At 62.1% G+C, this 18,932-nt stretch carries 16 protein-coding genes; 11 read left to right on the forward strand and 5 right to left on the reverse strand.

Translation table 11 applies throughout. The annotated features are described in order from the left end of the window. Positions 1 to 45: 45 nt before the first annotated feature. Positions 46 to 1,782 carry a M1 family metallopeptidase gene (locus DVT68_RS19745; RefSeq protein ID WP_114826948.1) on the reverse strand — a complete coding sequence of 579 codons (1,737 nt, stop codon included), beginning with the start codon at positions 1,780 to 1,782 and terminating at the stop codon, positions 46 to 48. Positions 1,783 to 1,959: 177 nt separating this feature from the next. Here DVT68_RS19745 and DVT68_RS19750 point away from each other — a divergent pair, with 177 nt between their 5' ends. After that, a complete protein-coding gene (locus DVT68_RS19750) occupies positions 1,960 to 2,565 on the forward strand; it encodes a DUF4126 domain-containing protein (RefSeq protein ID WP_199536154.1) in 606 nt (201 codons plus the stop codon). Positions 2,566 to 2,910: 345 nt separating this feature from the next. Here the strand turns inward: DVT68_RS19750 and DVT68_RS19755 are convergent, their stop codons facing one another. The 4 genes from DVT68_RS19755 to DVT68_RS19770 all read right to left on the reverse strand — a co-directional run bounded on the left by DVT68_RS19755 (position 2,911) and on the right by DVT68_RS19770 (position 7,982). After that, a complete protein-coding gene (locus tag DVT68_RS19755; RefSeq protein WP_114826936.1) occupies positions 2,911 to 4,290 on the reverse strand; it encodes a leucyl aminopeptidase family protein in 1,380 nt (459 codons plus the stop codon). A 287-nt stretch (positions 4,291 to 4,577) separates the two neighbouring features. Further along, positions 4,578 to 5,270 (reverse strand): HAD family hydrolase, encoded by a 693-nt coding sequence (locus DVT68_RS19760; RefSeq protein WP_114826950.1) that lies wholly within the window; start codon positions 5,268 to 5,270, stop codon positions 4,578 to 4,580. 14 nt (positions 5,271 to 5,284) lie between these two features. Beyond that, positions 5,285 to 6,262, reverse strand: coding sequence for a substrate-binding domain-containing protein (locus DVT68_RS19765; protein WP_114826937.1), 978 nt, complete (start codon positions 6,260 to 6,262; stop codon positions 5,285 to 5,287). Positions 6,263 to 6,611: 349 nt separating this feature from the next. Continuing rightward, entirely contained in the window at positions 6,612 to 7,982 is a 1,371-nt protein-coding gene (locus DVT68_RS19770; protein ID WP_114826938.1) for a Do family serine endopeptidase, read from the reverse strand. 349 nt (positions 7,983 to 8,331) lie between these two features. On the opposite strand from DVT68_RS19770, the gene DVT68_RS19775 reads away from it, so the two are divergent. The 10 genes from DVT68_RS19775 to DVT68_RS20895 form a co-directional block, all read left to right on the forward strand. Next, on the forward strand, positions 8,332 to 10,479 hold the full coding sequence (locus tag DVT68_RS19775; RefSeq protein WP_114826939.1) for an adenosylcobalamin-dependent ribonucleoside-diphosphate reductase: 2,148 nt from the start codon (positions 8,332 to 8,334) through the stop codon (positions 10,477 to 10,479). A gap of 115 nt (positions 10,480 to 10,594) precedes the next feature. Beyond that, a complete protein-coding gene (locus DVT68_RS19780) occupies positions 10,595 to 11,188 on the forward strand; it encodes a histidine biosynthesis protein HisIE (RefSeq protein WP_199536155.1) in 594 nt (197 codons plus the stop codon). A 276-nt stretch (positions 11,189 to 11,464) separates the two neighbouring features. Then, positions 11,465 to 12,214 carry a TSCPD domain-containing protein gene (locus DVT68_RS19785; RefSeq protein WP_114826940.1) on the forward strand — a complete coding sequence of 250 codons (750 nt, stop codon included), beginning with the start codon at positions 11,465 to 11,467 and terminating at the stop codon, positions 12,212 to 12,214. Positions 12,215 to 12,322: 108 nt separating this feature from the next. Further along, positions 12,323 to 13,237 (forward strand): hypothetical protein, encoded by a 915-nt coding sequence (locus DVT68_RS19790; RefSeq protein ID WP_199536156.1) that lies wholly within the window; start codon positions 12,323 to 12,325, stop codon positions 13,235 to 13,237. Positions 13,238 to 14,177: 940 nt separating this feature from the next. After that, positions 14,178 to 15,812 (forward strand): anti-phage dCTP deaminase, encoded by a 1,635-nt coding sequence (locus DVT68_RS19800; RefSeq protein WP_199536157.1) that lies wholly within the window; start codon positions 14,178 to 14,180, stop codon positions 15,810 to 15,812. After that, positions 15,805 to 16,059, forward strand: coding sequence for a hypothetical protein (locus DVT68_RS20780; protein WP_147281778.1), 255 nt, complete (start codon positions 15,805 to 15,807; stop codon positions 16,057 to 16,059). The genes DVT68_RS19800 and DVT68_RS20780 overlap by 8 nt, the downstream gene beginning before the upstream one ends. Further along, on the forward strand, positions 16,041 to 16,670 hold the full coding sequence (locus tag DVT68_RS19805; protein WP_114826943.1) for a hypothetical protein: 630 nt from the start codon (positions 16,041 to 16,043) through the stop codon (positions 16,668 to 16,670). The genes DVT68_RS20780 and DVT68_RS19805 overlap by 19 nt, the downstream gene beginning before the upstream one ends. 108 nt (positions 16,671 to 16,778) lie before the next feature. Beyond that, on the forward strand, positions 16,779 to 17,093 hold the full coding sequence (locus DVT68_RS19810) for a HigA family addiction module antitoxin (RefSeq protein WP_114826944.1): 315 nt from the start codon (positions 16,779 to 16,781) through the stop codon (positions 17,091 to 17,093). 751 nt (positions 17,094 to 17,844) lie between these two features. Then, positions 17,845 to 18,744 carry a hypothetical protein gene (locus DVT68_RS19815; RefSeq protein ID WP_147281779.1) on the forward strand — a complete coding sequence of 300 codons (900 nt, stop codon included), beginning with the start codon at positions 17,845 to 17,847 and terminating at the stop codon, positions 18,742 to 18,744. A 58-nt stretch (positions 18,745 to 18,802) separates the two neighbouring features. Next, positions 18,803 to 18,932: transposase (locus DVT68_RS20895; RefSeq protein ID WP_199536158.1), on the forward strand; the 130-nt coding region annotated here is incomplete at its 3' end.

Below are 18,932 nucleotides of genomic sequence, written 5' to 3' on the forward strand. Positions count from 1 at the left end.
GGCACATCGTGCCGCCTTTTCCATGTCCGCTGCAGGAGCGCCGCCTTACTTCCCCGCCTTGGCCTTCTTCTGCGCCTGCTCCTTCTTCCACTGCTGGAACTCGGCAAAGTGCGGCATATCGCGCAACACCTTGCTGCGCGGATCGAGGATGACCAGCGTGCCGGCTGGCGCCTCGACCGTGCCCTCGCCGTTGGTCATCGGCAGCGTCACCAGCTTGTCGCCGACCTGCACCTCCACTGGCATCGGGAACGGCTTGTCCTGCGGGACCTGCCAGCGCACGTGCAACGTGTTGCCGTCCTGGCGCGTCTCCAGTCGGGGCAGCGCTGACTGGCGCAGATAGATGTCGAAGAACCAGCCCAGGTCGCGCCCGCTCACCTGGTTGACGATGTCGATGTACTCGCGTGTCGTCGCGTAATGCGGCGCGAAGTTGCCGGGCTTGGGATCGGGGCGTCCGTACACCAGGCGGCGCACGCTCTCGAAGAAGGCCTGGTCGCCGATCAGCTGCCGCAGCGTGTGCAGCATCAGCGAGCCCTTGTAGTAGATGTCGTTGCCGGGGCCGCGTTCGGCGTCGTACACCTCATGCTCGAACTGGCTGCGCCCCGCCACGATGGGGAAGGCGTTCTTCACCATCGAGCGCTCGTTCTGCAGCATCGAGAAATACGGCATGTCGCCGTACAGGTATTGGCCGTACAGCGGCTGCATGTAGGTGCCGAAGCCTTCATGGAGCCACATGTCGTCCCAGTCGGCATTGGTCACCTGGTTGCCGAACCACTCGTGCGAGAACTCGTGCTGCAGCAGCCAGTCGAAGCCGTACTCGCTGCGCGGGTAGCCGTTGCCGTAGGCGTTGATGGTCTGGTGCTCCATGCCCAGATGCGGCGTTTCCACCACGCCCATCTTCTCGTCGCCGAACGGGTAGGGGCCGATCTCCTGCTCGAAGAAGTCGAGCATGCGCGGGAACTCGCCGAACAACTGCTTCGCCTGCGCCTCGTGGCCACGCAGGTACCACATCTGCATCGGGATCGTGTTGCCGTAGCGGCTGTGATAGTCGCCCTTGAGCACCTCGAACGGACCGATGTTGAGCGAGATCGCATAGGTGGTCGGATGCTTGGCGCGCCAGTGATAAGTGTGCGTCGCGCCGTGGTCCTTGATATCGACCAGCACGCCGTTGCCCGGCGCGGCCAGCGCCTTGGGCACGGTGACATAGGTGTCGACCAGGTCCGGCTTGCCCATCGGGTGGTCGATGCACGGCCAGAACAGGTCGCAGCCTTCACCTTCCACCGCGGTGGCGATCCACGGCTGGCCATCCTCGGTATGGCTCCACACGAAGCCGCCGTCCCACGGCGCCTTCTGCGCCACGTGCGGCTTGCCGCCGTAGTGGATCTCCACCGTGGCTTTGCCGCCCTTGGCCAGGGCCTTGGGCAGCTGGATGCGCAGACGCCCATCCGGATTGCTCCACTGCGCGGCGTTCAACGTCTTGCCGTCCACCGCGATACGGCTGATCGCCAGGTTGCGGTCCAGGTCCAACAGCAGCACGTCGGTGGCCTCGCGCGCGCTGAAGGTGAGCCTGGCGGTGGCGTCCAGGCTCTGCTGCGCCGGGTCCACGCTGAAGTGCAGCTCCGCGTGGTCAAAATGCACGCGCGCCTGCTCGGCCGGCATGGTTCCGCCCGACCGCACGGTCTGCTCGCTGAGCGGCGGCTGCGTGGCGGGCTTGGCATCCTCGGCGTGGGCGAAGGAGGCGAGCGCGGCGCACAGGGCGAAGGAGAGCAGACGCGGTGTCGACATGGGCGGGTCCCTGTTCTGATCAAACTCGCAGGATGACAGTCCGCACGCGCGGGTGGCATCGCCGAAAGTCATGGTTCGGCCTGCCGGGAAGCGTGGCTCCGCTGCGCTTGTGGTCGGCGCGGTCAGGCGCGCATGCTTGGACGAGCTGCAGGTCGCCTCGTCGAAGAGAGGATGCCCATGGACATGCTGCAAAACCTGGCGCTGGCCGGCGGCCTTTCCTGGGCCAGCGGCTTCCGGCTGTACGCCACCGTGTTCGTCGCCGGCCTGCTGGGACGCCTGGGTTACGTGCACCTGCCGGACGGGCTGCAGGTGCTGACCGGCACGTGGGTGTTGGTGATCGCGGGCGTGATGGGGCTAGGCGAGTTTCTTGCCGACAAGGTGCCCGCGTTCGACAGCCTGTGGGATGCCGTGCATACCTTCATCCGCGTCCCCGCCGGGGCGCTGCTGGCATGGGGCGTGTTTCGCGATTCCGGGCCCGGCGCGCAAGTCGCCGCCGCGCTGCTCGGTGGCGCGCTGACCTCGGGCACGCATCTGGCAAAAACCGGCGGACGCGCCTTGATCAACACCTCGCCCGAGCCCTTCACCAACTGGGGCGCCAGCGCGGGCGAGGACATCTCGTGGCTGGGTGGCATGTACCTGATGTGGCAGCACCCGGCGGCGTTCCTGGTGCTGCTGGGGATCTTCGTGCTGTTCCTGCTGTGGCTGGTGCCGAAGATCGTGCGGGGATTGCGCACGCTGGCGCGCAGGTTGCGCGGGGTGAGGGCGCCGACGTCGAGTGCGTAGTGGGTGTGGTCGCTCTCGCTTCCACGCCACTCCACCCACATACCGCGGTCCTACCTATCCGTCATCCCGGCGAAGGCCGGACGGAGTGCGCAGCGCGGAGAACGCCCGGGAGGGCGGCCCCGAAGGGGCGAGCGCAGCGAGTCATCCAGTGACCTTACACACTGAGCGAACACGGGGTCATCCGTGGACGACCAAGTGCCCTCGCCCCTTCGGCGTCGCCCTGCGCGCGTTCCCCTCGCTTCGCGCTGCGTCCTGCTTTTGCAGGGATGGCGAGTAGGAAAGGGTGAGGCAGGCTGACCCCTCACCCCAACCCTCTCCCCTGAGGGGAGAGGGAGCAATCAGCGGCTATCGCGCGTACCGCTTCTGCAGGAACGCGAAGAACGCGCGGAGGCCCAGCGCTTCGCCGCCGCGCGGATGGGCCGGGCGGTCGGCGTCGTTCCAGGCGTAGGTGTCCAGATGCAGCCAGGGCATCGTCTCGGGCACGAAGCGCTCCAGGTACAGCGCCGCGGTGATCGCGCCGGCATGACGCGAAGCGCCGGAGTTGGCCATGTCGGCCAGGTACGATTCGAGCATCTTGCGGTACGGGCGCCACAGCGGCAGGCGCCACAGCGGATCGTTCACCGTGCGGCCGGCGGCCAGCACCTTCTCGGCGAGGTCGTCGCGGTTGGCGAACAGGGCGGGCAGGTCCGGGCCCAGCGCGATGCGTGCGGCGCCGGTGAGGGTGGCGAAATCGATGATCAGCTCGGGCTGCTGCTCGCTGGCGTAGGCCAGCGCATCGCACAGCACGAGGCGGCCTTCGGCGTCGGTGTTGTCCACCTCCACGGTGATGCCGGCGCGGGTGGTGATCACCTCGCCCGGACGCATCGACTCGCCCGACACGGCGTTCTCCACCGCCGGAATCAGCAACTGCAATCGCACCGGCAACTTGGCCTGCATGATCAGGCCGGCCAGCGCGATCGCGTGCGCCGCGCCGCCCATGTCCTTCTTCATCCAGCGCATGCCGTCGGCCGGCTTCAGGTCCAGGCCGCCGGTATCGAAGCACACGCCCTTGCCGACCACCGCCAGCTTGGGATCGGTGGCCTTGCCCCAGGTCAGCTCGACCAGGCGCGGCGCGCGATGGCTGCCACGGCCCACGGAGTGGATGGTGGGAAAGTTCGCTTCCAGCAGCTCATCGCCCACCCATTCGCGCACCTTGGCCTTGTGCGCCTTGCCCAGCTGCTTCACCGCCTCGGCGAGCTGCTTGGGGCCCATGTCCTCGGTCGGCGTGTTGACCAGGTCACGCACCAGCGTGGTGGCTTCCACCAGTGGCTGCAGCGTCGCCAGCTGGTCGGCGTCGATCGCCAGCTTCGCCGGGGCGCGGCGCGCCTTGCGGTAGCGGGTGAATTCGTAAGCGCCCAGCGCCCAGCCCAATGCCGCCTGCAGGGTGTCCTTCAACACACCGTGCTCGGCCAGGTGGTAGGTCGCCTCGGGCAGCGTGCGCGGCAGGGCGCCCAGCGCGCTCAGCGGATCGCTGGGGTCCACACCCACCAGCACGCGCACCAGCTTGCCGCCCTCGTCAGGGAGCATGGCGAAGGTGCCCGGCGCCGCTTCAAAGCCGAAGGCGGCCAGCCACTGGCGCTGCGCGGCGGTGAGGCGACGCTTGGCGGCAGTGAAATGGGCGATGTCGGTGGTCTCGATGGCGATGCTCTGGCGGTCGCCGGTCTTGCGTTCGATCAGTACGGACATGAATTTCCTTGCGCGGCGTGTGCGAGGCCGCGATACGACGGGAATTCGCCCAATGATGCGCGCTTTTGCGGTGAGGGGCGAGGGTGGGGACGTTTCCTCGGAAAGTGCGAGAGCACGCAGCTTTTGCTCGTCATCCCTGCGAAGGCAGGGATCCAGCGTCTTTCATGCGCAAGGAGATCCCACAACAAGTCACTGGATCCCTGCCTTCGCAGGGATGACGGTGACGGGCGTGGGGATGACGGCGAGTTGTGCAGGGCGCAGCGTCGACATGCGCCAATCGCCAGACCTCAGCCCCGCATCTCCAACCAATCCGCCAACTGCCCCATATCACGCAGGTCCAGATCCGGCGCTCGGCCCAGCGCCCCCGGCCACGGATGCCCGGCACGATTGATCCACGCGGTGCGCAATCCCGCATCACGGGCCCCCACCACGTCCAGCTCGGGATCGTCGCCCACGTGCAGGATTTCGTCAGGCGTCAGGCCCAGCCGTTCGGCGGCCGTGGCGAAGATGTGCGGGTGGGGCTTGAGCACGCCGGCGTCGCGGGCGCACACCTGGTGCGCGAAGTGCGCGCTGATGCCGATGCGATCGAGGTCGGCGTTGCCGTTGGTGAGGCTGGCCACCGGCCAGCGTCCGGCGAGGCGTTGCAGCGCCGGCAGGCTGTCGGGGTAGAGGTCGACGCGGTTGCGCGCCGAGAAATAGATTTCCCACAGCGTGTCGAGCGGCGCCTCATCGATGCCGCAACGCGCGAACGCGCGCTGCATGGTGATGTGGCGCTGCGCGGTGAAGTCGTGGGACAGGTCGGTGCGCTCGGCAGCGACCTCGGCGCGCAGGGCGCGCATGGCCGGGATGGGCCATGCGCGCGCTACGTCCGGATAGTTCGCCTTGAGAAAGGCGTCGAGGTCACGATCCGCGCGTTCCAGGGCCGGCAGCACCGGCCACAGGGTGTCGTCCAGATCCAGCGTCAGGGCGCGGATACGCACGCCGCGACCTTCGATCAATGACCGCTGGCCTGCATGCCCGGCACTGCCTCTTCGGCCGGCATCTTCAGGCCGCTCTCGGACAGCAGCTTGGCGCGGCGGGCCTGGTCATTGGCGGCCAGCTGCGGTGCATCGGCGTACGGCACCAGCTGGTGCTGGCGGGCCAGTGCGCGCACCTGGTCGGTGTGCAGGAAATCCATGAAGGCGTCGACCTGGGCGGCCTTCGGGTTGTTCTTGTTGGTGACCAGGTAGATCGGGGTGTACAGCGGGTAGCTGCCGTCGGTCACCGTGGCCAGGCTCGGATGCACGCCGTCAACGCTGATCATGCGCACCTTGCTGTTGGTGGCCACGCCCGACAGGGTGGTCACGCCCAGTGCATTCGGGTCCAGCGTGATGGCCTCTTCCAGCTTGGCCGTGTTCACGTACAGGCGCGGCGCGGCCACCGGTTGGTTGCCGCGACCGAAGATCAGGCGGCGCAGGCTGTATTCGACGCCGTCACCGGGGCTGGCCACCGCGTACAGGTTGATCGGCGCGTCCTTGCCGCCGACGTCGCGCCAGTTGGTGATCTTGCCGAAGTAGATGTCGTGCAGCTGCTTGGCGGTGAGGTTGGGCACAGCGTTGGACGGGTGGGTGATCATCACCAGCGCGTCGAACGCGACCGGCGTGAACACCAGGTCGCTCTCGGTGCCGCCGGCGCTGCCGCGTGCGCTGCCCGCGACGTCGGCGAGGCCGTGCTCGACGGCTTCCAGGCCCGAGACGGTGTTGAACGGCTGCACTTCGATGCGGCCCTTGCCGCTCTTCTCATAGGCCTTGGCCACGTCGTCGACGACGGCGCGTGCGGTGGCGTAGTCGCCACGCCAGACCAGGGTGGGAAGCGCCGGCTTGGGGGCGGCCTTGGCCTTGGTGGTCTTCGCTGCGCCGGCGGCGAGGGCGCCGGTGGCCGCGCACGCGGTGATCAGCGCGACGAAAAACAGACGAGAGAATCGTAGAGACATGGCGGTGTGGAACCCCGAATAGTAAAGATGGTGTTCGCGAGCCGCCTTAACCGGGCGCGCGTGCAAGTGAAGATGTAGCCTGGGTATTTGAGCCAGCTGAGGCGCAAACATCAAGCCGAAATCAGCCTCCGGAACGCAGAAAAACGCGATGCCGCGCACGCACTGGCATGGTCGTTCATCGGCGGTTGCGGGTCTCAACGCCGCGTACACGGTCGCAGGTGTAGTGCGACGAATCCGCGCCTCGGCGCCTTCGCCGGCGCCGTCCTTCAGCAGGGCGGCGTGACCGCTGCACTGCCCAAATAACCTCAAGTCACGCGCTCAAGCGAAGGGGCGACGGGCGGTTTGCCCGTCAGCGAATCTGCACATAGCGCACCCCGTCATCATCGGCCACCACCAGCACCAGCTGACGCGGATTCACCCCGGCAAGCTGCAGTAGCGTGCGCAAGTCCGGCACCTGCAAGTGGCCCACGCCGATCACGACGTCGTTGGTGTGCAAGCCCGCTTGCGCCGCGGCGCTGCCCGCGCGCACCGCGCTCACGCCGACGCCATGCACGCCCTGGTCGCGCACGTTCTGCGACAGCTCGGTGAAAGTCACGCCGGCCAGTCGCGGATCGAGCTTGGCGCCATCGATCGAGGCGAGCTTCTCCGCCACCAGTTTGGCCATCACCTGGCGGCTGGCGCCGTTGCGCAGCATGGTGAGCTTCACCGTGCTGCCCAGCGGCAGCAGGCCGACGGCGTTGCCCAGCTCCTGCGAGTTGCGCAGCGGCTTGCCGTCGATCGCGGTGATCACGTCACCGACCTGGACGTCGGCATTGCTGGCCGGCGAGCCGGCGGCGACGCGCGTCACCACCGCGCCATTGGTGTCCTTCAGGGCCAGCGCCTTGGCGATGCGCGGGGTGATGTCCTGCGTCTCCAGGCCGAGGCTGCCGCGATTGACCTTGCCGTTGGCCACCAGCTGGCGCATCACGTCGACGGCCAGGTTGGTGGGAATGGCGAAGCCGATGCCGACGTTGCCGCCGGAGGGCGAGATGATCATGGTGTTGATGCCCACCAGCTCGCCGCGCAGGTTCACCAGCGCGCCGCCGGAGTTGCCCGGATTGATCGAAGCATCGGTCTGGATGAAGTTCTGGTAGCCCGAGCCGCCCAGCCCGGAGCGGCCCAGCGCGGAGACGATGCCCGAGGTCACCGCCTGGCCCAGGCCGAACGGATCGCCCACCGCCACCACGAAATCGCCCACGCGCAGCTTGGACGAGTCGGCCATCGGCAGCGCCTGTAAGCCGGTGGCCTGGATCTGCACCACCGCCACGTCCGTATCCGGGTCGGTGCCGACCAGCCTGCCCTTGACGTCGCGTCCGTCCGGCAGGGTCACCGTGATGTCGTCGGCGCCGCCCACTACATGATTGTTGGTGAGGATGTAGCCCTTGGCCGCATCCACGATCACGCCCGAGCCCAGGCTCTGCTCGACGCGCGAGCGCCGCGAGCCATTGAGGCCGAAGAACTGGCGGAACACCGGGTCGTCGAAGAACGGATCGCGCACCTGCACGCGCGTGGTGGTGGAAATGTTCACCACCGCCGGCGTCACCTTCTCCAGCATCGGCGCCAGCGACGGTAGCGCCTGGCCGTCGACCGAGGGCGGCAACGAGGCATGGCCGGCAAGTGGCATCACGCCAACCAGAACCAGCAACGTGGCAACCATCCGGCGGACAAAACGGGCAAACATGCAAGCTCCTTTCACACGTGCAGATCGACGGTGGTTCGACTCAACACGGCGTAGACGGTTCCCTCGTCCAACACGACAAAACCACTTTACATCGAAGAGGCTCGGGGGTAACTTTCACATCCGTTCGCGACCACAACATCTTGTGTTACAGCGTCGGGATTAAACCCAAGAGCTGGTGTCACAGGACATACTCGGGGGGAGTAGCCGTAGGGTCGAGGCAAGGAACGTCGGTTCGGGCTGAGTGCTGGCTGCGTTTTTCCAGCTACTCGGCCTGAAGCAGTCGATTTAGCCGATACGAACAAGACACCAACACGGGGCCGAAAGGCCGTACCGGGAGGTCAGGAAGCCGATGAGCACCGCGCGTGCACCAGCCGTAAACCGAGACGCCGCCGCCATTCCGCTGCAGCCCGCGTCTTACGACATCTGGGACAAGAAGTACCGCCTGAAGGCCAAGTCGGGCCAGCCGGTTGACGGCAGCGTCGACGAAACCTATCAGCGCGTCGCCCGTGCGCTTGCCGAAGTGGAAGCTACGCCGGAGCTGCGCGAGCACTGGTTCGAGCGTTTCCTGTGGGCGCTGCGCCGTGGGGCCATCCCCGCTGGCCGCATCACGTCCAACGCGGGCGCGCTGGAGCACAAGCCGGCCACCTCCACCATCAACTGCACGGTGTCGGGCACCATCCGTGACTCCATGGACGACATCCTGGAGAAGGTGCACGAGGCCGGCCTCACGCTGAAGGCCGGTTGCGGCATCGGCTACGAGTTCTCCACGCTGCGTCCGCGCGGCGCGTACGTGTCGGGCGCTGGCGCCTATACCTCCGGCCCGCTGTCCTTCATGGATATCTACGACAAGATGTGCTTCACCGTCTCGTCCGCCGGCGGTCGCCGCGGCGCGCAGATGGGCACGTTCGACGTCAGCCATCCGGACGTGAAGGAATTCATCCGCGCCAAGCGCGAAGACGGTCGCCTGCGCCAGTTCAACCTGTCCCTGCTCATCACCGATGGCTTCATGCAGGCGGTGGAGCACGACCAGGACTGGCCGATGGTGTTCCCGGTGCACGTCAAGGAACAGTCCGAGATCGACCTCGACGACCCCACCAAGGTCGTGTGGCGCGAGTGGCCCACCCACGAGAACTACGTGGAGCGCGAGGACGGCCTGGTCGCCTGCAAGATCTACGGCCACATCCGGGCGCGGCACCTGTGGGACATGATCATGGTGTCCACCTATGACTTTGCCGAGCCGGGCTTCATCCTGATCGACAAGGTCAACGAGATGAACAACAACTGGTGGTGCGAGCACATCCGCGCCACTAACCCCTGCGGCGAGCAGCCCCTGCCGCCGTACGGCTCGTGCCTGCTGGGCTCGGTCAACCTGACCACCTTTGTGCGCGACCCGTTCGGCCCCAAGGCCCGCTTCGACTGGGACGAATACCGCGAAGTGGTGAAGGTGTTCACCCGCATGCTGGACAACGTGGTGGAGATCAACGGCCTGCCGCTCGAGCAGCAGCGCCACGAGATCCTCTCCAAGCGTCGCCACGGCATGGGCTTCCTGGGCCTGGGCACCACCATCACCATGCTCAAGATGCGCTACGGCACGGCCGAGTCGGTGGCCTTCACCGAGGACGTCTCTCGCGAGATGGCCGTGGCCGGCTGGGAAGTGGCGCTGGACCTCGCCAAGGAAAAGGGCCCGGCCCCGGTGCTGGCGCGCGACTACACCGTCACCGGTGACATGCTGCGCAAGCGTCCGGAAATGGCCGTCGACGGCTACAAGGTCGGCGACGCCATCCCGGGCCGCGTGCTGCACGCCAAGTACAGCCGCTACATGCAGCGCGTGGCCTCCGTGGCCCCGAACCTGGTGGCGCAGCTGGCCGAAACCGGCGCCCGCTTCACCCACCACAGCTCTATCGCGCCCACCGGCACCATCTCGCTGTCCCTGGCCAACAACGCCAGCAACGGCATCGAGCCGAGCTTCGCCCACCACTACTCGCGCAACGTGATCCGCGAGGGCCGCAAAACCAAGGAAAAGGTCGAGGTCTACAGCTACGAGCTGCTGGCCTACCGCGCCCTGATCAACGCCGACGCCCTGCCGTTCACCGATGACCCCAAGTCCAAGCTGCCCGAGTACTTCGTGGCCGCCGACGACATCACGCCCCGGGAGCACGTGGACATCCAGGCCGCCGCGCAGCTGTGGGTGGACTCGTCCATCTCCAAGACCGCGAACGTCCCCACCGACTACCCCTACGAAGACTTCAAGGACATCTACTTCTACGCTTATAAGCAGGGTTTGAAGGGTTGTACTACCTTCCGCTTCAACCCCGCCGCCTTCCAGGGCGTGCTGGTGAAAGAGGCCGACCTTGAGAACACCCTCTACCGCTTCGAATTGGAGGACGGTAGTGTTGTGGAACTGAAAGGCAACGAAGAAGTGGAGTACGACGGCGAAATGCATACCGCCGCCAACCTGTTCGATGCCTTGAAGGAAGGGTATTACGGAAAGTTCTAATATAAGTGCCGACACCTGGCCTCCAGGTGTTGGCTTGCTTGTTAGAGAAGTTCCGAGTACCTAGAGGCAAGGCTCCATACAAGTTCCAAAATCCACGTCGGAGGGGATTACACGCATGTCTATCGATACCGAGTTTGATCTGAAAGAAGAAGCCGTAACGGTCGTTGACGCGCCCGTGGAAGTGCCCGCGGTCGAAGTGACCCCGGCTGCTCCCAAGAAGGCCCGTGCCGCCAAGAAGAAGTCGGCACCCGCCAAGAAGGCTGCTCCGGCCAAGAAGGCTGCCAAGAAGGCAGTCAAGAAGGCTGCAGCCAAGAAGACCGCGAAGAAGGCCACCAAGAAGGCTGCTGCCAAGAAGACCGTGAAGAAGGCGGTCAAGAAGGCTGCTGCCAAGAAGGTCGCCAAGAAGGCGGTGAAGAAGGCTGCCGCCAAGAAGGTCGCCAAGAAGGTCGCCAAGAAGGCTGTGAAGAAGGCCGTGAAGAAGGCGGCCGCCAAGAAGGTTGCCAAGAAGGCGGTGAAGAAGACCGCCAAGAAGGCAGTAAGGAAGGTCAGCAGCAAGAAGACGGCCAAGAAGGCCGCAGTCAAGAAGACGGCCAAGAAGGCCGCCGGTAAGAAGGCCGCCAAGGCGGTCAAGAGGTCCACTGCCAGCAAGAAGGCGAGCGTGAAGAAGGCCGTGCGCAAGCCGGCCAAGAAAGCTGCCCGCCGCAAGTAAGCCGTACCCGATCCGGCCCGGCGTCAACCGCCGGGCCGGGTCGTCCTAGAGCTGCCGACGGACCCAACATTTCAGTCCCGTCGTTCCGGCAGAGGCCAAGCGCCCCCTTCTAGCCCGTCATTCCTGCGAGTCGCTTTTCAACAGCCGAAGGCTGGTCAAGCAGGAATCCAGTGACTTTAAGGTCCGGGCCCCAAGCCCCAAGTATTAGAAACACCCGCACCACCCGTCCCACCAGCCGTCGCGCGCGCCGCCACTACTCCAAAAGAAGCACACACCATGGCGATCAAGATCGAAAAGAAGATCAAGGGCTACAACGTCGTCAAGCCCGAGGACAAGGCCGCCGCGCCCGCCGCCGCTCCCGCCACCCCGGCCGCTCCCAAGGAAGCGCCCAAGGCGGAAGTGATCCAGATGCACGAGAGCCTGGAGCGTCCCGAGACGCTCGTCGGCTCCACCTACAAGATCAAGTCGCCGCTGTTCGAGCACGCGTTGTACGTCACCGTCAACGACATCGTGCTCAACGCCGGCACCCAGTACGAACAGCGCCGCCCCTTCGAGATCTTCATCAACTCGAAGAACATGGACCACTTCCAGTGGATCGTGGCGCTCACCCGCATCATTTCCGCCGTGTTCCGCAAGGGCGGCGACGTCACCTTCCTGGTGGAAGAGATGAAGGCCGTGTTCGACCCGCGCGGCGGCTACTTCAAGGCCGGCGGCGTCTACATGCCCTCCATCGTCGCCGAGATCGGCGCGGTCATCGAGCAGCACATGAAGATGATCGGCCTGATCCACGACCCCGAGATGGACGACTCCACCCGCCAGCTCATCGCCGAAAAGCGCGCCGCCTACGAGGCCGCCGCCAACGGCGGCAAGAAGGCCGCACCGGCCTCTGCCGAGACCAAGACCGAAACCAACGCCAACGGCTTCCCGCCCGGCGCCACCCTCTGCGCCAAGTGCAACACCCAGGCGCTGGTGCTGATGGACGGCTGCCAGACTTGCTTGAATTGTGGGTATAGCAAGTGCGGGTGAACCCACTCGCCATGCAGTGAATTATCAAAAGGGCGGCAGTAATGTCGCCCTTTCGCTTGTTGGTAGTAGTTACTTCCAATCTAGTATTTGCGTTCCTGAGAGTGAGTCATGGCGGCCAAGATCACTCCTCGATTTATCGAGCTGACCTACGAAGCTTTGCTAAAGTCCTTTTGGCGGAAGGAAGCCTTGCGCAAATTTCTGCGATCTAGCCATATTGCAGATAGTCATTTAGCCACGTGGTCGAACGATGAAAGTAAGCGTGAGTTTCTGGACAGGACTGTTCAAAAGCTCCAGGCCACTGACAGAGGCAAGGCCCTCATTTTTCAAATGGCACGCGATCTATCAGAACAAACAACGTTCCCTGACCTTCGCAACTGGGAAGATTCCCCTCAGAAAACTGCTGACGCCTGTAACGCTGTGCGAGAGCTCAAGGCATATCTTCAGGCGCAACAGCGAGAGATAACTGATGAGCAGGGACGAGAGCGCGCAAAAGAAAAGGCTAGGGAGGAGCGCCAGCGGATACAGCGCAGTCAAACGGACAAATCGAAATTACAGCAGCGCCTAAACAACCTGCACTCATTGGTCGGAACTCAGCAAGGCGGCTACGATTTCCAAGATTGGTTCTTTGACGTTCTCGACTACTGTGAAATTCAGAATCGGCGGCCGTATATAAGTAATGGGCGCCAAATTGATGGATCCATCACTCTTGACGGAACCACCTACCTTGTTGAACTAAAGTTCACTGCTTCGCAGGCCGATGCCACGGATGTCGACTCACTCCGTGCGAAGGTGGACGATAAGGCCGACAACACCATGGGCATCATGGTTTCGATCTCAGGCTATTCGGGCGTAGCAATCGCCGGCGCATCTGGTAGGCAGTCAAAGCTACTTCTCTTTGATGCGACACATCTATATCTCTTCCTGTCTGGCTCCATGCCTTTCTCCGAGATTATCGCGAGGGTGCGGCGCCATGCTTCGCAAACTAGCGCTGCTTACTTGTCGGTGTCTGACTTCAATATTTAGCGCCGCTGACTGAGAAGTGAAGTCGTATTCGCGAATCAAATGAGGGGGGGGCGTGATCAGTAGAGATGTTCTTTTGAACAGATATGGATTCAGGCTATTTGTGCCTGGACAGAACGATAGGTCATTCGTCTTCAGCGGTCCCGGGGTGGCTCTAATAGCAAGCGGAGACCCCAGCAAGTTCGAAGTGATCGATGTTCTGGAGGCCTCAGACATACTCGAGGTCGTGAGGCGAATTTTTGCTCGCAACGGAACGGACGGCTCGGCGCGCTTTGCACTCATAGCCAAAGTTTCAGACAACAGAGCAGAACGGCAGAGAATTTGTGTGGAGCTCCGTCAATGACAAGGGGCTAGGTTCACTTCCTCCTAGTTCAGAAGTGAGCCCGCCCTCGTTTGCGGTTCCTGCATCGCTCAGTCTTCAGGCGAAGACAAGATCCTTACCGGCTTCGTCTTGGGTTGCGCAGGACACTTAAACGGTCTGTCCTGTCGGAGGCGTTCCAGCCCTAGGGGATCTTTGTCACCTGACTGGCTTCCAATGATTTTTTGGGGGGCTTTTGACCCTCAGCTCTTGGCCCTCTTTATGCAATTCAGCAACTTAGATTGGTGTCCGCACAAGATGTCCGAGCCCTTGGCACTTTTTTTCTCTTTGTTAGGGTGTAAGATTCGGGGCGTTTAGTAAGGAGCTCGAGGGGCAGAACATGGGGAAAAAGAGCTCTAAGGTTGACGCTTCCCGCTCTCTGGGGGGGATCCCGACTCCCCAGATGGAGCTGTCGTTTGCTCGCCAAAGTGCGGCGGTAGTCCAGTTTCCGAAGTCTCGGACTGACACAGCGATCAAGTCCTCTGAAGCCACACTCAAGCGCTTGCTTGAGTACGCCGCGACCCTTCCAGGAAAGTAATTTCTCGCGGTTGTACACTCCCTCCTGAACGGAGTGGGGATACAGGAATGAACGCTGTAATGAAGGTGGTCGCGCCAGCGGCCAAGCCTAAGGTGAAGAGCGGCCCGTCTGCTGGGAACGCTTCCGACGAGCTCAGGTCCCGCCGATCTGAAGAACTAATTATTGCGCTGAGTGGACCGGTTGGCTGCGGGATTCCATCTGTAAAGGACACTCTCGAAGAAGCTCTCAGCGAGCGCGGCTATCAGGTCGTTCACATTAAAGTGAGCTCTGCGTTTGAAGAGCTGGCTCAGCGCCATACGATCCAAGATGAAGAAGCTCCGCCTAACGTCACGAATGCGGCGTTTCTAAGGATTTGGCGTTTACAGACGCTTGGAAATAAGTTGCGCACCAAGCTTGGTGACGATATGGGGGCGCAACTCGCCATCAAGGCAATCTCTTTAGATCGCGGCGAAAGACATCCTAACAAGCAGGTTCCGGATGTAGTGCCTGAGAAAGTGGCCTACATCATCGATCAATTGAAACATCCCAAGGAAGTCGCTCTTCTTCGTAGCGTCTACGACAATATGCTCTACGTCGTCGGAGTATTGAGCGGCTTCGGTCAACGAAAGGATGAGCTCAAGAAGTCTATGCCGGAGGATTTCGCCGTGCGCCTTATGCACCGAGACCGGGCCGAGACGCATGACGATAAGAGCAAGTCAGATAACAACGGTCAGCAGCTTGAGAGAACGCTCAAGCTCGCAGACTTCTTTGTGAGCAACTCTCGCCGCAACATCGGATTACTGAAGGAGCCGATCAAGCGATTTGTCGGATTGGTTCATGGTGATACCGGCCTGACGCCGACGGCAAAGGAATGCGGCATGTACGCCGCATATAGCGCTGGACTCCGATCTGCATGCCTTTCCCGGCAAGTGGGTGCTGCGATCGTCGACAGATTCGGAAACATCATCTCCACCGGATGTAACGATGTTCCACGAGCGGGTGGCGGGCTCTATGACACAAATTCGTATCCCGACAATCGGTGTTTTCACAAGGAAGGTCTGTGCTTCAATGACAAGCACAAAAATATGCTTCGGGACGAAGTTGTTGAGACCTTGCAAAAGGCTGGCAATCTCGATTTCGCGGAGGCAGTTCGTGTGGCGGATGCCATTCGCTCCGGTACCCGAATCAAAGATCTGATCGAGTTCTCGCGTGCGGTTCACGCGGAAATGGATGCCATTATTCAATCCGCACGTAGGGGCAATCCGAGCATCCAAGGGAGCTTCCTTTTTACGACAACTTATCCGTGTCATAGCTGTGCGCGCCATATTGTCGCTGCAGGTATACGCGCGGTCTATTTCATTGAGCCATACGAGAAAAGTCTGGCCCTTGACCTACATGATGACTCTATTGATCACGAGCCATCCGCGGACGCAGATTGGAATTCAGATGCGCCGTTCGACAAAGTTGCTTTCTTGCATTTCGAGGGTGTAGCACCCGCACGTTTCGCATCGCTATTTTTCGCTATGGACGGGCGAAAAGACTCCGAAGGTAGATTGATCAAAAATCCCGGTGGTACGAACTCCAAGCGCGTGACTGAATTCCTCGACAACTATAAGGACCTCGAGATGAGGGTCCTTGCGCGTCTCGAATCAATAGAGAACGCTGGCTCAGGGCTGCCTCCTGAGGAGCCAAAAATTGCCTAACACCACCTTCTTTGCATCAATGAGAAGGGTTGAGGGCTTCTTCCGAAGTGCGCAGCTCACCCTTCCAGGAATGAGCAATAGATACGTCTCTTCGGAAAACGTCAGGGGCGTCTTCTTTCTGCAGAAACGCGGTCAGGCTCCCTTCTTCAGGGATCACAACTTCGTTGAGTTCAGGTCTGTTCCTGATGCCCCTTGCGGAAAGGCCGTGAACGATAGCGGAGGGGAGAGATGGATTTCGATCTACTGATCAAAGGTGCGGGAATAGTGATTGCTGCAGTTGGCGCAGCGAAACTGCTCTACGACGTTTTCATAGGTAAGCGTGGCCGAATGCGCGAAGAGTACAGCTTCGCTAAGCAATTTTTGGATGAGGTTGCCACGAATAAGCAATTGCACCCTTACCTTAGGGAAAAGGGATACCAGGCGATAGCCGGTGATAGTCAGCTCGGAGCAGACGAAATTGAGTACCTCCTATCTCTGAAGTCGCCTCAGCGAGCCCTCAGAGATTTTGTCCTGGGGCATCCTTATGTGGAGCTCCTGTCGACTGCAGGGGATCTAAAAATCGGCTTCAAGCGAAAGTACACAACCGTGTGGTCAAGAGCTTGGCGCAAATACTTTTTCGGCGCTGTGTATTTCGTTCTATTTGGCTTGGCATTTTTTCCACTGTTATTCGCCCAAGTTAGGGGCATCGCGCCGATGAAGGTTTTCGGCTCACTCTTGGTGAGTTTTGGGGTGCTTGGTCCGTACGCCTATTTTTCTTTGATGGCGAGCACCCGAGTCTATCGAGCGGAGCAACTTGTAAAGAATCAGGACAAGCACGTACAGAGGATTGTCTTGAGCGGATGGAAAAGGACTGCCTGAGCCAGCGAATGACGAACGGCCGAAGAATGGCGGCCACGGGGTGGTGCCAAGAGCAGGGTTGCAGTGGTCACTCCGCTGTGCGGCCGTGTCCGACAGGGAAGACAACCCATGGATCTGATCCAACTGACCGCACATGTGGACGTGGACCCCTCGCAACCGCTGCGAAGCCCCGGGGACATCTTGCTGCACGCCTACCTGATCCCCAACGCACTCAACCCCGCCCGACTCGCCCGTCGTACGAGCATATCCGCCAGCCACATCAAAGCCTTCATCGATGGCAAGCGCCCCATCACCCCCGAGATCGCCGTCCGCCTTTCGCTCGCCTTCGACACCACCGCCTTCTACTGGCTGGCACTGCAGGCACGGTACGACCTAGAAAGGGCAGGGCCCGTGGTCCGTGCCTATCGTCCTCTCGTTGACTAAGCGGGTTTGGGTGACAGAAGTCCGCGCAGGTGCGAAAGGAAGCGTACCGGGATCAAGACCCAGCGCTTCATGAGGTCGACGTTGGCCCATGGAGATGGGCGGTCGGGGTACTGATTCGTAGAGAAAAGTACCTCGCTCCCCCTGGCTTCCTGGGGAAGCCAGAAAAGCAAATGGGCGGCCCTTGCGTGGCCGCCCATCAGTCCAGTCAGTCCGCCGTGGCGGTCCGTTGGTGCTCCGCGAGAATGGCGGTCGCATGCTTGGCCGAGTTGACCTACCAACTCGGCAGCAGGGCCAGATTAGGTGACTGACCGTTGAGCTGGGATCAGGGGAATCTTAGCAAGTCGTAAAACCGGGCCCGCCAGTCAGCTTCATTCAGGTACCGGTCCCATGGCAAAACGGGAGTCAGAGTGCTCTTTTCATGAAGGTTGACGATGGTCTCTTCCATTGCGGCCGCCCGTGACGCTCAATGCGTCGGCGCTGTTTCCAGCTCCGGCGTGGTCTTCTCCAAAATCTTCATGGCCTCGCGATTCCGCTTTTCCCAGTCGCGCAGCTCGTCATTGGACATGGGCGGGTCCGCCTTGTAGACCTTGCGGGCTGGCGATGCAGCGACTTGCGTGGGCGCCGATGCTGTGCGCATCACTTGCTGGTTTTGGTCGGCCGTGACAAGCCACTCCTGTATAGGTGGCTTTGGCGCTAACGGCTATGCTGGGCTAATTCGGCGCGGGGGCGCCGATTTTCAAAGAGGGGAACTATGACGACGCGACTCAATGGACCGTCGGCCGGCTGGGGCTGGCTGACGAATGGAATCAGTGTGGCCTTCCGTCACCCGAAGCCCTTGCTGGGTGGGGCAGCCTTGTTGACGGCAGTGTGCGTATTGCCGGCGCTGGCAACGCTGCCGATGCAATTCCACGCTATGGCCACCCATACACCGCAGAGCCCGGTAGCCTTTGCTTGGCTCATGGTCTTCTCCATGCTGGTCAATCTACTGATCATCCCGCTCTATGCGGGCTACCTCCGGATGGTCGACGCAGCCGAGCGTGGATTGCCTGCCCGCGCCACCGACATTTTCGCTCCTTATCGTCAAGGCGAAGCATGGCGCCTGATCGGGTACGGGCTGGCAAAATTTGGGCTCTACCTCGTTCTGGTCGGTATCGTCATCGCGCTGACGGGTAGCGGCATTGCCAGCTGGTACTGGCAGCTGGTGACGGCACAGGCTGCCCATCAGCCGCTGCCAGGACTGCCGCAGGGCTTTGGAACCGCCGTGGCGCTTTTGCTCGTGCTTTGGCTTTTCATTTTGGGTTTTTACGCAATCAGCCTTGGCCAGGTTGCGCTGCGCCAGCGCAGCGTGTTCGGCGCCATCGGCGATGGCATGGTTGGCGCGCTCAAGAACCTGTTGCCCTTGCTTGTGTTTGCAGTGGGCCTCTTGCTTGCCCTGATTGTGGGGCTAATCGCTTTCGCGCTCGTGGCCTTTCTGCTGGCCCTGCTTGGTGGGCTCGTTGGCCCATGGCTGGCTATAGTGCTGATGATTCCGCTCGATGTTGCTTTGATCCTGACGATGTTCGCGGTGATGTTCGGCACGATGTATCACCTATGGCGTGATGTGTGCGGTGACGACATCGCGACTGGCATGGAGCCTGCGATCGCCGCCTGATCTCCACTTTAAAAGGTAATTCCTAAGCAAACCGGACCAAATCTGAGAGGATTTGGTCATGAAGCGATGCCCGCAGTGTGGCGGTAGTCGTCCCTATCGGCTGAGTGATGGCCGGCTCAAATGTCGGTCTTGCCGGGGGCGTTTCAGTTGGACGTCGGCGTGGGATTCGGTTCGCTTACCTGTCGCCA

Origin of the sequence: Dyella solisilvae (assembly GCF_003351225.1) — a bacterium.
GTDB classification, from domain to species: Bacteria; Pseudomonadota; Gammaproteobacteria; order Xanthomonadales; family Rhodanobacteraceae; genus Dyella; species Dyella solisilvae.